The organism is Arthrobacter sp. Leaf234, assembly GCF_001422665.1.
In the GTDB taxonomy this organism is placed as follows: domain Bacteria; phylum Actinomycetota; class Actinomycetes; order Actinomycetales; family Micrococcaceae; genus Arthrobacter_D.
On the sequence record NZ_LMLU01000006.1, the window covers coordinates 38,905 to 51,842 of the forward strand.

At 65.1% G+C, this 12,938-nt stretch carries 12 protein-coding genes; 6 read left to right on the forward strand and 6 right to left on the reverse strand.

All coding sequences use genetic code 11. The features are described 5' to 3' along the window. The first annotated feature begins 67 nt into the window (after window positions 1–67). From ASF21_RS17055 to ASF21_RS16905, 5 genes are all read left to right on the forward strand, one after another. Window positions 68–400: an Asp23/Gls24 family envelope stress response protein gene (locus tag ASF21_RS17055; RefSeq protein WP_235498936.1), complete on the forward strand. Its 333-nt coding sequence runs from the start codon at window positions 68–70 to the stop codon at window positions 398–400. Beyond that, a complete protein-coding gene (locus tag ASF21_RS11070; protein WP_055770974.1) occupies window positions 397–945 on the forward strand; it encodes a DUF6286 domain-containing protein in 549 nt (182 codons plus the stop codon). Before ASF21_RS17055 ends, ASF21_RS11070 begins: the two co-directional genes overlap by 4 nt. A 65-nt stretch (window positions 946–1,010) precedes the next feature. Then, the gene (locus ASF21_RS11075; RefSeq protein ID WP_157365876.1) at window positions 1,011–1,586 is read left to right on the forward strand and encodes a hypothetical protein; all 576 of its coding nucleotides are present in this window, start codon (window positions 1,011–1,013) and stop codon (window positions 1,584–1,586) included. Window positions 1,587–1,861: 275 nt separating this feature from the next. Beyond that, a complete protein-coding gene (locus ASF21_RS16550; protein WP_082471492.1) occupies window positions 1,862–2,035 on the forward strand; it encodes a CsbD family protein in 174 nt (57 codons plus the stop codon). A 184-nt stretch (window positions 2,036–2,219) separates the two neighbouring features. Next, on the forward strand, window positions 2,220–2,750 hold the full coding sequence (locus ASF21_RS16905) for a MarR family winged helix-turn-helix transcriptional regulator (RefSeq protein ID WP_157365877.1): 531 nt from the start codon (window positions 2,220–2,222) through the stop codon (window positions 2,748–2,750). A gap of 297 nt (window positions 2,751–3,047) precedes the next feature. Here ASF21_RS16905 and ASF21_RS11085 read toward each other — a convergent pair whose 3' ends face one another. The 6 genes from ASF21_RS11085 to kdpF are packed head-to-tail and all read right to left on the reverse strand — an operon-like array spanning window position 3,048 to window position 10,828. Then, on the reverse strand, window positions 3,048–3,734 hold the full coding sequence (locus ASF21_RS11085; protein ID WP_055770982.1) for a response regulator: 687 nt from the start codon (window positions 3,732–3,734) through the stop codon (window positions 3,048–3,050). After that, complete coding sequence (locus ASF21_RS11090; protein ID WP_055770987.1) at window positions 3,731–6,262, reverse strand: DUF4118 domain-containing protein; 2,532 nt, start codon at window positions 6,260–6,262, stop codon at window positions 3,731–3,733. The genes ASF21_RS11085 and ASF21_RS11090 overlap by 4 nt, the downstream gene beginning before the upstream one ends. 4 nt (window positions 6,263–6,266) lie before the next feature. Next, window positions 6,267–6,875: a potassium-transporting ATPase subunit KdpC gene (kdpC, locus tag ASF21_RS11095; RefSeq protein WP_055770988.1), complete on the reverse strand. Its 609-nt coding sequence runs from the start codon at window positions 6,873–6,875 to the stop codon at window positions 6,267–6,269. A 36-nt stretch (window positions 6,876–6,911) separates the two neighbouring features. Continuing rightward, window positions 6,912–9,062, reverse strand: coding sequence for a potassium-transporting ATPase subunit KdpB (gene kdpB / locus ASF21_RS11100; protein ID WP_055770991.1), 2,151 nt, complete (start codon window positions 9,060–9,062; stop codon window positions 6,912–6,914). Window positions 9,063–9,065: 3 nt separating this feature from the next. Then, on the reverse strand, window positions 9,066–10,739 hold the full coding sequence (kdpA, locus tag ASF21_RS11105; protein WP_055770992.1) for a potassium-transporting ATPase subunit KdpA: 1,674 nt from the start codon (window positions 10,737–10,739) through the stop codon (window positions 9,066–9,068). Further along, on the reverse strand, window positions 10,739–10,828 hold the full coding sequence (kdpF, locus tag ASF21_RS11110) for a K(+)-transporting ATPase subunit F (protein WP_055770995.1): 90 nt from the start codon (window positions 10,826–10,828) through the stop codon (window positions 10,739–10,741). The genes kdpA and kdpF overlap by 1 nt, the downstream gene beginning before the upstream one ends. Before the next feature lie 608 nt (window positions 10,829–11,436). On the opposite strand from kdpF, the gene ASF21_RS11115 reads away from it, so the two are divergent. After that, window positions 11,437–12,681: an NADH:flavin oxidoreductase/NADH oxidase gene (locus tag ASF21_RS11115; protein WP_082471493.1), complete on the forward strand. Its 1,245-nt coding sequence runs from the start codon at window positions 11,437–11,439 to the stop codon at window positions 12,679–12,681. Window positions 12,682–12,938: the final 257 nt, after the last annotated feature.

Sequence of the window (12,938 nt, forward strand, 5' to 3'; positions counted from 1 at the left end):
AGCCCACCGAGGCGCCGAACAACACCCAGCGAATGGGTCGGCTGCAGCTGGTCGGGGCGTGCTGACGATGAACAAGAAGGTCATCGAGAAGCTAGCGGCCCAGAGCGCCCATGAACTTCCATTCCTCGATGGTGTCGGTGGGGGAGTGCTCGGCGTTGGCCGGACTCATGGCCGGGACCGCAGACCACAGGCGGCGGTAAACCTGAGCGGTAAGGACGTCACAATCTTCCTCGACGTAGCGCTCGGCTTCCCTGCGGACGTCGCTGCGCGATCGGCAGAAATCCGCCGGCATGTCACCGCCACCATCGAGCAGGCCACCGGCCTTGAGGTGCGCCGCATCGACATCACCATCCGGGCCCTCACCCCCCACACGGAACGATCACGTAGGAGCCTGCAATGAGCACCCCGACGACCAGACGCTCGATCCGCAAGCGCCCCAGCCGCAGCGTCCCGGCTTCTATCGTCGCTCTGGTCCTCCTCGCGGCCGCCGTTACGGCGGTCTGGGGTGGCATCACGGCCCTGACCGGCGGAAACACTGCGGTTACCGAAGGTGTCACCGGCGCAGTGAGCGTGCCATGGTCGGCGCAGGCGGCATACATCCCCTCCATCGCCGTCGCCCTGATCGGCGTAGCGCTCATCATCACCGCCCTGATCCCGGGACGCCACGACGCGCACCTGGTGAAACACGAGGGTGCATCCGAAGCGGCGTTGACCGGCCGGGGACTGAGAACCTACCTCGAGGACCGGGCGATGACCATCGACGGCGTCGATTCCGCCCGAGCCTCCCTCAAAGGGCGACAGGCCCGAATCCGCATCGGCACCTATGCGCTGGACCACGACGAGGTCCAGAAGGACGTCCACCAAAGGTTGCGGGCCACGGTGGACTCCCTGGACTTGAAGAATGCCCGACGCATCCGTGTGAACACCAGCACGCTCAACAACTAGGAAGACGACCTCTCATGCGACACACCGCAGGACGCCTCAACCGCGTCTGGCTCAGCATCATCGGCGTGATCCTCGTCCTGGGCGCAGGAGTCACGGCGGCAATTGGTCTCGGACTACTCGAAGGCCGCACCGTCGCCGGAATCCGCGCACCAGAGCGTGACCAGCCCATTCTCAACCTGAACCACGAACCCGCAACAACCACCACCATCGCGGCCGTCCTGGTGATCGCCGGGATCATCATCGGTATTCTCTGCGTCCTCTGGCTCCTGGCCCAGGTCCCGCGCAAACATGGAGCGTCCGACCTGAAGCTCCAGGATCCAGACAACCGGGGACTGACCGTCTTGAAGCCGGGCCTTCTCGAGGACGCCATCAGCGATCGGGTCGAAGAGCTCGAGGACGTCACCGGAGCAACGACAATCATCCGAGGTTCCTCCCGCGCCCCGGACATCACCGTCCGCATCACCACGACGTCCCACGCCGACCTGCCCAGAGTCATTGCCGATGTCGAGCACCGCATCACCAACGACCTGAACCTGACCCTCGGCAGAGGGCCAGCATCACTCGGTATCGCGATCGAGGTGAAGGCCGACCCCAAAAACGACGACACCGTCACTTTCCAACCATCCTCAGCTCACACCTAAGATCCGCACGCCTCATCAGTCCACACCCGCACGCATCCGCGCATGTCCGCTCGCATCAATTCCCATCCACTCACAGCATTGAGGAACCCATGAAAAAGATTGTCATCGCTATCGCCACCGCACTCTTCGGCCGCTACATGGAGCGGCGTCGCGTTGCCGAAGGACGCCCCAAAAAGCCCCACCGCCGCCGCTGAGCGATCGGCAACACCCAGACCCCGGCCCACCTACTGGACCGGCCCATCAGAAGCACCCATCACACAACAAAGGAGAACACCGTGGGACTTGACGACAAGATCAAGAACGCAGCCGAGAAGATCACCGGCCAGGCCAAGGAAGCCTACGGCGACGCAACCGACAACGACCGACTGCGCGCTGAGGGTCAGGCCGAGCAGTCCACGGCCCACCTCAAGGATGCCGGCGAGAACGTGAAGGACGCCTTCAAGAAGTAGCTGATCCTGGTCGAAGGCCATCTGGAGACACCTCCAGATGGCCTTCGGCTCCCACACCACCACTGCCCCCGCTGTCGCCGCGCCTCAGTCCTGCCGCTTCTGACCGCGGCTAATAGCAAGAGGGCCGAAGGCAGAGGGAGCAGCCACAGCAACCGGACGGCATACGAGGGAAGAAGGGCGCGCAATGACGTCCAGAATCAGCACAGCGGAACCGGAAACATGGTCGGACCCTCGACTGTTGAGCACGGCTGCACGCCTATGGGAATACGCTCTGAACAACGAGCTGGAAAGTCTGGACTTGACGATCGCCGGACTTGTCACCCTTCAGGCCCTGCACGCGGGAGGAACGACAAGTCAGGCCGCGTTGGCCAGGATGATCCGGGTCGAACCCCAGACTCTCCGCCGCACGCTACGCTCACTCGAAGCGAGCGGATACCTGACGAACTCCCCACAGACCCCCGGAACCCGCGGCCTACACATCAGCATGACCACCGCCGGTCAGCTGGTCCTCACCGAAGCGAACAATCTCGAACAGCGCTCCTACCGCAACCTCTCCGGAAGCAACGAGCTTCACAACGCACTTGTCACGCTCATCAAAACCCTCACCACCACACCCCCGCACGATCAAAGTGCCGCCCACGACCATCGTCAGGATCCCCAACACAAGCGCCCGGACCGACCTTCGAGGTGGGGAGGATCAGCAGCGCAGTCCTGATCAGGATCGCTTCCGTGAAAACTGAAGATGATCATCCGGGCGGGGTGGCGAGGGCTCAAATGCGCAACCCACATTACGACTTTGCGCACCGTCGGGCGCTCCACACCAGCCGCTCCTTCGACTCTACGAACAGCGAGCAGAGGGGGTCTTAACAGGATCTTGATGCGCCGAGTCAGTGAATTCCATCGCGACCTGTTCACCATTCACCTGTCTTCACGCTGTTCGGGCAGGAGATTGGTGGAGTCATCCCGTCCTCACCTGTTGAAGAGCAGCCCTACTGCCCCAGTTGCCATGCGATTAGGGGCCGTTCCCGATGAACCGGTATCCCATTCCCGCTTCTGTCCGTAGGTATCGGGGTGTGCTCGGGTCTGGCTCGAGTTTTTTACGCAGTTGACGGATGTAGAGGCGGAGGTAGCCGGAGTCACGGACATGCTCTGGGCCCCAGACCTCGGTCAGCAGGTTCTCCTGGGCTACAAGCCGTCCGGCATTCAGCAGCAACGTTTCGAGCAGCCGCCATTCGGTGCGCGTGAGGTGGATGGAGGTGCCGTCGGTGGTCCTGGTCACGGATTTGGCGGCAAGGTCCACGCGCACGTCTCCGAAGCTCATGACTGCTTCATCCTGTGCGGGTAGGCGCCGCCGGGTGAGGGCCCGCACCCGGGCGAGCAGCTCGTCCGTGAGAAACGGTTTGGTGACGTAGTCATCCGCCCCGGCGTCGAGTGCTTGCACCTTGTCGATCGAGTCCGTCCGCCCGGAGATCACGAGGATCGGTACCGTGCTCCAGCCGCGCAGCCCATGAATGACGTCGATGCCGCTGAGATGGGGCATGCCGAGGTCCAGCACCACGATGTCGGGGTGGTGCTCGGCCGCGCGCCGCAGGGCTGCAGCCCCATCGGCGGCTAGGACGACGTCGTAGTCCGACGCCGTGAACGTGATGTTGAGTGCCCGCAGGATCTGCGGGTCGTCGTCGGCGATGAGGACTTTCATGCCGCTCCGACACTGTTCCCAGTGTGTAGTGCCTCGTGCGGTTGTGGCGCGCGCGGCAGTGATACCACGGAGGTGAGTCCGCCCCCGGGGGTGTCTTCGAGGCTCAGCCGACCGCCCATGCCTTCGACGAAGCCCTTAGAAAGGGCCATACCAAGCCCGAGGCCGGTGTCATTGTCGGTGTCTCCCAGCCGTTGAAAGGGCATGAGTACCTGGTCTTTCCGGTTGTCCGGGATGCCGGGTCCGCTGTCGATGATGCGTAGTTCTGTTCGCCCGCCGAAATCGCTCACCGACAGTACCGGTGGTTCCCCGTGGCTGGCGTATCGGATGGCGTTGGACAGCAGGTTCACGAGCACGCGCTGCAACAGGACGGCATCGGCAAGGAGTAGCTGCGGCTCGGCAGGGAAGTCGAGCTCGATATCACCCGGGCCGAGGTCGAGCTCCTCAAGTGCGGGGAGGATGACGTCTTCGGGCCGCACGGACTCCAGCACGACGCCGAGCACTCCGGCCTGGATACGGCTGACGTCGAGCAGATCGGTCACGAGGTTCGACAGGGTTCCGAGGCTCTGTTCGGCGGTCTCCAGGAGCGCGCCCTGCTCACGCGGGGAAAAGGTGATGTTAGCTGATCGGAGACTTGTGACGGCAGTGGTTGCGGCGGTGAGGGGGCGGCGGAGATCGTGCCCGACGGCGGCCAGCAGGGCCGTGCGTACCCGGTCGGCCTCGGCGAGGGGGCCTATTTTACTCGCGGCCCGGGACAGATCCCGGTACTCGAGGGCTGTGTCCAATTGGGTTGTGATGACGGCGAGGAGTCTCCTGTCCGCAGCTGCCAGAGGCCGGCCAACGAGTTCCAGGACTGCACGTTCGCCCACGGGGACAGTCACTGGATCGGCCTGCCCGGGCGATGGGGGCAGGGAGGTGGCCTTGCTCAGCAGGGTCCCGTCGGCCAGCCGCAGCTGTACGGTGTCGAGCCCGAAGGCCTCCCGGGTCCGGGTGACCAGTGCCTGCAGCGTGTCCTGCCCGCGGAGCACCCCTCCCGCTATGGTCGCGAGTAGCTCGGATTCAGCGGCGGCGCGCGACGCTGCCCGGGTGCGACGCGCAGCCTGATCGACGACGTAGCTGACCAGGACGGCGTTGACGATGTAGAGAATGAGCGCAGTGAAGTGCGCCGGCTCGCCGATGGTGAGAGTTCGGACCGGGTCGATGAAGAAGAAATCCAGTGTCAGCCCGGATAGGACGGCGGCGAACAGCGCGGGCCAGATGCCGCCGATCAGGGCGACCACGATCACCAGCAGCTGGTAGCTGAGGACGTCCCCGGTGATGGACTCCTCAGACTGGAGAAGTGTCAGCAGCAGTGTCAGCAGCGGACCGCCGACCAGAGCCACCAGGGCACCGAGCGCCCGACGCCGCCACGACAGTGCCCCGCCGGCGTGCGGCAGCGCGAACCTGCGGCCGGCCGCCGCATGAGTGACCATGTGCACGTCGATCTCGCCCGACTCCCGGATCACCGTGGCGCCGATCCCAGGCCCGGTGAACAGCGCCGCAAGACGTGAGCGTCGGCTGACGCCGATGACGAGCTGGCTGGCGTTGGCGCCCTTGGCAAAGTCCACGAGGGCCTTTGACGTCTGATCGCCCACCACTTCGTGGTAGGTACCACCGAGCTTTTGCACGAGGGCCCGCTGGGCGGCGAGCTCTGCCGGATCGGCGTCGCGCAGGCCGTCCTGGTTCGTCACATGCACGGCCAGGAGCTGGCCTCCCGCGGACCGCGAGGCGATCCGCGCCCCGCGGCGGAGCAGCGTGCGGCCCTCCGGCCCGCCGGTGAGCGCGACGACGACCCGCTCGCGTGCCTCCCACTTGTCGTCAATGCCCTGTTCGGCGCGGTACCGCTGCAGTGCGCTGTCGACCTCGTCGGCGAGCCACAGGAGCGCGAGTTCGCGTAACGCAGTGAGATTGCCGACCCGAAAATAGTTGGACAGCGCGGCGTCGATCCGCCCCGACGGATAGATGCAGCCACTGGAGAGCCGCCCGCGCAGAGCCTCCGGTGCCAGGTCCACCACCTCCACTTGGTCGGCCCTCCGGAGCACCTCATCGGGAATGGTCTCCCGGTGGGGCACGCCGGTAATGCGTTCCACGACGTCGTTGAGGGACTCGATGTGCTGGACGTTGATGGTGCTCATGACGTCAATCCCGGCGTCGAGCAGCGCCTCGACGTCCTGCCATCTCTTCTCATGCCCGGTTCCCGGCGCGTTGGTATGGGCGAGTTCGTCGACGAGCGCGATCTCGGGGCGACGTGCCAGGACACCCTCGAGGTCGAGGTCGGTGAGGTGCACGCCGCGGTGATTCACGGTCCGGCGCGGCAGCACCTCGAGCCCGTCGGCCATGGCCTCAGTGGCGCGACGCCCGTGCGTCTCGACGACGGCGACGACGACGTCGCGTCCCTCACCACGGAGCCGGCGGCCTTCCTCGAGCATCGTGTAGGTCTTGCCCACCCCGGGTGCCGCTCCCAGGAACACCCTCAATCGGCCTCGTGTCATGGGCCTAAGTGTCCAGCTGAGCGAGGGCCATGTTCAACTCGACCACGTTGACCGAGGCCTCTCCGAGATAGCCGAGGTCGGGGCCCTGCGTGTTCTCCCCCACGAGGGCTTCGACGTCGGCCTCGTCAAGTCCACGTTCAGCGGCCACGCGCGCCACCTGCAGCTGCGCGTACGCGGGGCTGATGTGCGGGTCGAGCCCCGACGCCGATGCTGTGAGCGCATCTGCGGGAACCGTGGCCGGATTCACGCCTTCGAGCTCGGCGACAGCGGCCCGCCGCTCCTCGACGGCCGTGACAAGGTCGGGGTTCTCGGGGCCGAGGTTACTGCCGCCGGACCCGCCGCCGTCGTACCCATCCCCGGCCGCGGACGGACGGGACTGGAACCACTCAGGAAGGGCCGCGCCGTCGGCGTCGGTGAAGGCCTGGCCGATGATCGCGGACCCGACGGGGATTCCGTCGACGGCGAGGGGCTGGCCGTTGGCGCGGTCGTTCAGTGCCAGCTGGCCGATGCCGGTGATGGCGAGCGGGTAGCCGATGCCGAGGACGAGGGTCAGGACGATGAGGGCCCGGACGGCGGTGCCGAGCTGGCGGGCGGTACTACGAGAAGAACTCATGACGGGCCTTTGCGGTGATAGGGCAGGGGTGGACGATCAGAAACCGGGGATGAAGGACAACAGGAGGTCGATGGCCTTGATGCCGATGAACGGGGCGATGATCCCACCGAGACCGTAGATGAGCAGATTCCGGTTCAGGGTGCTCGACGCCGAGGCCGCCCGGTACTTCACACCCTTCAGCGAGAGCGGGATCAGCGCGATGATGATCAGCGCGTTGAAGATCACGGCGGAGAGGATCGCCGAGGACGGCGAATGCAGCTGCATGACGTTGAGTGCCGCGAGGGCCGGGAACGCCCCGATGAACATGGCTGGGATGATCGCGAAGTACTTCGCGACGTCGTTCGCGATGGAGAAGGTGGTCAGGGCCCCGCGCGTGATGAGCAGCTGCTTGCCGATGCGGACGATGTCGATGAGCTTCGTGGGGTCGGAGTCGAGGTCCACCATGTTCCCGGCCTCCTTGGCCGCGGAGGTGCCGGTGTTCATCGCGACCCCGACATCCGCGAGTGCGAGGGCCGGGGCGTCGTTTGTGCCGTCGCCGGTCATCGCGACGAGCGCCCCGCCCTCCTGTTCCTTGCGGATAAGGCGCATCTTGTCCTCGGGTGTGGCCTCGGCGAGGTAGTCGTCCAGGCCGGCCTCCTCCGCGATGGCCTTGGCGGTGAGCGGGTTGTCGCCGGTGATCATGACGGTGCGGATGCCCATGGTGCGGAGCTCCGCGAACCTCTCGGGAAGTCCTTCCTTCACGACGTCCTTGAGGTACACAACGCCGAGGACGCGGGCCTTACCGGTGGCGTCCCGGACGGCGACCACGAGCGGAGTCCCTCCCAGCTGGGAGATGCGGTCCACCGCCTCGTCGAGCTCCGCAGTGACGACTCCCGAGGCGGCGGTGACCCACTCACGGACGGCGTTACCAGCGCCCTTCCGGACACTCGAACCGTTCACGAAGTCGACGCCGCTCATCTTCGTCTGCGCGGAGAACGGAACGACCCCGCCGTCCACTTCCTCGCGGATGAAGCCCTCGGTGACCGCGAGGTCCACGATCGAGGTGCCCTCCGGTGTCGGGTCACTGAGCGAGGACTGCGCGGCAGCCGCGATCAACTCGTGGCGGTCGGACCCGGCGACGGTAATGAACTCACTCGCCCGCCGGTTCCCGTAGGTGATGGTGCCGGTCTTGTCGAGCAGCAGGGTGGTGACATCGCCCGCTGCTTCGACCGCGCGGCCGGACATGGCCAGGACGTTGCGCTGCACCAGCCGGTCCATGCCGGCGATGCCGATCGCGGAGAGCAGTGCGCCGATGGTCGTGGGGATCAGGCAGACGAGCAGCGCCACGAGGACGGGCACGCTGACCGCGACGTTGGAGGAGCTGGCGATCGGATTGACGGTGAGTACCACCACGGTGAAGACGATGGAGAGGGTGGCGAGCAGGATGTTCAGCGCCACCTCGTTGGGGGTCTTCTGGCGTTCGGCGCCCTCCACCAGGCGGATCATACGGTCCACGAAGGTGTCACCGGGCCGGCTTGTGATGCGCACGACGATCCGGTCCGACAGGACACGCGTCCCGCCGGTCACCGCGGAGCGGTCACCGCCGGACTCGCGCACGACAGGAGCGGATTCGCCGGTGATGGCGGACTCGTCTACCGAGGCGATGCCCCAGATGATCTCGCCGTCGCCCGGCACGAGGCCGTTCGCCTCGATCACCACGATGTCCCCGAGCACCAGGCCCGAGGACGGGACGTCGGCGATCAGGGCGCGGTGGGCACCGGGATCGGTGTCGGGCGCATAATCTCGGACCACGCGTGCCGTCGTGCCCGTCTGTGCCTGGCGGAGGCTGGAGGCCTGAGCCTTGCCGCGGCCCTCCGCGACGGACTCGGCGAGGTTCGCGAACAGAACCGTCAGCCACAGCCAGATGGCGATGAGCCAGGAGAACGACGCCGGGACGTCGCTGCCGCCCGAGGCCTCGGGTCCGCCGAGGAACGGTTCGGCGATGGCGATGGCGGTGATGAGGACCGCGCCCACCTCGACGATGAACATGACTGGCGTGCGGAACATCTCCCGTGGATCGAGCTTGCGGAACGCGCCCGGCAGGGCTTGAACAAGCTGTCCGGCGGAGAACGCAGAGGCCTTTTGTGGGGATGTGGGCGGACGGGTGGCGCTGTCGCTGACGGCGGGTGTTTTGGTGGTGGTGGACATGGTCTAGAGCAGTCCTTCCGCAAGGGGACCCAGTGCGAGCACGGGGAAGAAGGTGAGGGCGGTGACGACGACGGTGACGCCGACGAGGAGGGTGGTGGACTGAACGCGGTCCGTGGGCAGGGTGCCGGCGGTGGCGGGAACCCGGTCCTGGGCGGCGAACGCGCCCGCGAGGGCGAGGACGAAGACCATGGGCACGAAGCGACCCAGCAGCATCGCCACACCGAGCGCGGTATTCAGCCACGGCGTGTTCGCCGTCAGGCCCGCGAACGCCGAGCCGTTATTGTTAGCGGCCGACGTGAACGCGTACAGCACCTCGGACAGACCGTGAAGCCCGGGGTTAAGGATCGAGGTGCCGTCGATGTCCTCGCGGAGGGCAGGGACGGCGAAACTCAGGGCCGTCCCGGCGAGGACCAGCGTGGGCATGGTGAGGATGTAGAGGCTCGCGAGCTTGATCTCGCGAGCGCCGATCTTCTTGCCCAGGTATTCGGGCGTCCTTCCGACGAGGAGTCCGGAGATGAACACGGTAACGACCGCGAGGACCAGCATGCCGTACAGGCCCGAACCCACACCGCCCGGAGCCACTTCGCCGAGCATCATGTTGATCATCGGGAGCATGCCACCGATCGCGGTGTAGCTGTCATGCATCGAGTTCACGGCTCCCGTGGAGGTGAGCGTACTGACCGACCCGAACAGAACGGACCCGACGATCCCGAAGCGCTGCTCCTTGCCCTCCATCGCGGCTCCCGCGGCCTGCGGCGCGGTGCCGTTCCCTGCCAGTTCGGCCAGGGTTACCGCAGTCAGTGACAGCAGGAAGATCACGGACATCGCACCGAGGATGGCGTAGCCCTGCCGGCGCTGCCCGATCATGGTGCCGAACGTACGCGGCAGGCTGAACGGGATCGCGAGCATGAGGATGATCTGGAACACGCTGGTCCACGGTGAGGGGTTCTCGAAGGGATGCGCCGAGTTGGCGTTGAAGAACCCTCCACCGTTGGTCCCCAGCATTTTTATGGCCTCCTGTGAGGCCACCGGGCCGCCTGGGACGACCTGTTCACCGCCGGTGAGGGTGGTGACGGTCGTGAAGCCGTTGACATTCTGGATCACGCCGCCCACCAGGAGGACCAGGGCCGCGATGACCGCGCCCGGCAGGAGGACGCGGAAGAGAGCGCGGGTCAGGTCCACCCAGAAGTTCCCGAGCGTCGCACTGCGACGGGCAACGAAGCCGCGCACGAAGGCGATGGCGACTGCGAGGCCGACGGCGGCCGAGACGAAATTCTGCACCGCCAGGCCCGCCATCTGTACGGCGTAGCCCATGGTGACTTCCGGCGAGTAGGACTGCCAGTTGGTGTTGGTCACGAACGAGACGGCCGTGTTGAACGCCAGGCCCTCCGGGACGGCCGGCAGTCCGAGCGAATAGGGCAGCAGGGCCTGCGTACGCTGCAGCAGGTACACGAGCAGCACGCTCACGGCCGAGAAAGACAGCACCCCAGTCAGGTAGGAGCGCCACGACTGGTGCGACCCCGGGTTCACGCCCAGCACGCGGTAGAACCCCTGCTCCACGCGGAGGTCCTTCGTGCCGGTGAAGGTCCGCGCCATGTAATCACCCAACGGGCGGTAAAGCAGGGCGAGGACGACGATAACAGTCAACAACGGCAGAAGAGCCGCGGCGAGGGTCATCAGAAACGCTCCGGGCGCACGAGCGCGTAGACCAGATAGCCCAGGGCCGCGATGCCGAGCACCAGCGCAATCAGGTTGAAGACGATCACAGCTTCTCCACCGCCTGGGCGATCAGAACAACCACACTGAACAGGGCAACGACACCCACGAGATAAACGACGTCAAGCACGAGGAACTCCATTAGACGGGATAGTGCACTTCGGGCCGCCGGCTTCCTGCCGAACGGGTGCCCTGGAAGGCACGAGCTTGAGTACACACCCCGAATCGGACCGAAAAGCCGATCCTTACGCTTTCCTCACAGCGAAGCCGCACATCTCTACGGCTTCTTAACGCTCCAGCTCCGCAGGCATGCCTTCGTACCCCGCCTCGGACACTTGCGCTTCATTGCGCTTGAAGCTCTGAAACCGGTAGTCACGTGATGTGGGCAGTGCGCCGAGGAGGGCGGCGAGACGCCTCATATCCCATGGGTTGCGAGGCGTCAGTTGTCTGGCTGGATCATGAGGTGCTCAGTGCCGGGCCTATGAAGCGGATCAGCTATGTTTCCGGCCTGCGACAGGACCCGTCTGGGGATCTCTCACTGGTCCTCGGCCGCCGTGAATACAACTTAACTGGTTGGTAATAGTTGCGACCCTTGCCCGGTGTCTGACCTTGATCAACTCACTGCATCAGTACTTCCCACCGTCCTCAAAGGATTCTGATGCCGAACCTCTTCACTCCCTACACGCTGAAGGGCGTCACGCTACGCAACCGCATAGCGATGTCACCCATGACCATGTACCGGTCAACCGATGGAAAGCTTGACGACTTCCACCTCATGTACCTCGGCGCGCGTGCTGCCGGCGGTTTTGGGCTCGTCTTTCCTGAGCAAATCGCCATCACCCCTGACGGTCGCACCACGACACACTGCGCCGGACTTTACGACGACAACCAGATCGAAGGCCACAAACGCGTCGTCGACATGATCAAGTCAATGGGTGGGGTCGCCGGGATCCAGCTCGGTCACACTGGACGGAAGGGCAGCCTCGTCACACCGTGGGAGGGCGGCCACATGCTGCCGCCCGAACATGAAGCGGGCTGGCAAACCCGTGCACCCTCCGCAATCGCCTACGGCGGGGACATGCCCTACGTTCCACGGGAACTCACGACAGGTGAGATCGACCAGATCATGCAGGATTACGCCGACACCACACGTCGAGCAGTGGAGGCCGGCTACGAATGGGTGGAACTGCACTTCGCCCACGGCTACCTCGGCTCCGAGTTCTTTTCCCCTCTCGCAAATCGACGCACCGACCAGTACGGCGGCACCCTCGAGAACCGGACACGATTCCACCTCCAAGCCCTCGACGCAGTACGCGCGGTGCTACCGGATCACATTCCGTTGACCATGCGCCTGGGCATCGACGATCTCCATCCCGATGGCGTCACGGTCGATGAGTCGATCACAGCCATCCGGTGGATGAAGGAACACGGCTTGGACCTTGCCGATGTCAGCATCGGCTTCAACACCGACAATATGCAGGGCGACATTCCGATCGGCACTCTTGGCGGGATGGTGAAGAACGCCACCCGTGTCCGAGATGAAGTAGGTATACCTATCGCTACCAGCTGGAACCTGGGACAACCCGAGCTCGCCAACAGGGTTATCGAGGAGGAGTTGCTCGATCTCGTGTATCTGGGCCGTCCTGCCCTCGCCAACGCGCACTGGCCGGTTTACGCGGCCCGGCTGCTGGGCTACCAGGATCCCTTCAGCCTCGTTCCTGAAGACTGGGCTTGGTGGCTCCGAAACCTCCGAGGCGCTGATGAAGCGATCGGCTGGCCAGCTGCCACAAACGGCGCAACCCTGACGGAAGTTGCCGGAGTATCGGCGCCCGCCCCTGTCGTCGAAGAGACTGCTTTCGAGCAAGAACTCGCGGAACTGGAAGCAGAACTCAAACCCGCTTAGATCACGCGAAGCACCAGGTGAAGTCCTGACCCTCATAAGGGTCAGGACTTCGCTGCTGAACCAAGAAACTCGAAGTACGAGGGCCACCTTACGACACACACTCAAGAGGGCCGTGACGCTGCCGGATCACGGGTGTCTCGTCCTCGTGCCTCGCGTCCTACGGGATGCGAGTCGATGCGCCGATCTGACACGTCAGATATCGGCGCGAAAACACGGCAATATAGCGTTGCGATCCACACAGTCGGGCGGCCTGGGGA

Coding starts and splice junctions, on each gene's coding strand:
- ASF21_RS17055 (WP_235498936.1), top strand. CDS start 68: ATGAACAAGAAGGTCATCGAGAAGCTAGCGGCCCAGAGCGCCCATGAA.
- ASF21_RS11070 (WP_055770974.1), top strand. CDS start 397: ATGAGCACCCCGACGACCAGACGCTCGATCCGCAAGCGCCCCAGCCGC.
- ASF21_RS16905 (WP_157365877.1), top strand. CDS start 2,220: ATGACGTCCAGAATCAGCACAGCGGAACCGGAAACATGGTCGGACCCT.
- ASF21_RS11085 (WP_055770982.1), bottom strand. CDS start 3,734: ATGAAAGTCCTCATCGCCGACGACGACCCGCAGATCCTGCGGGCACTC.
- ASF21_RS11090 (WP_055770987.1), bottom strand. CDS start 6,262: ATGACACGAGGCCGATTGAGGGTGTTCCTGGGAGCGGCACCCGGGGTG.
- kdpC (WP_055770988.1), bottom strand. CDS start 6,875: ATGAGTTCTTCTCGTAGTACCGCCCGCCAGCTCGGCACCGCCGTCCGG.
- kdpB (WP_055770991.1), bottom strand. CDS start 9,062: ATGTCCACCACCACCAAAACACCCGCCGTCAGCGACAGCGCCACCCGT.
- kdpA (WP_055770992.1), bottom strand. CDS start 10,739: ATGACCCTCGCCGCGGCTCTTCTGCCGTTGTTGACTGTTATCGTCGTC.
- ASF21_RS11115 (WP_082471493.1), top strand. CDS start 11,437: ATGCCGAACCTCTTCACTCCCTACACGCTGAAGGGCGTCACGCTACGC.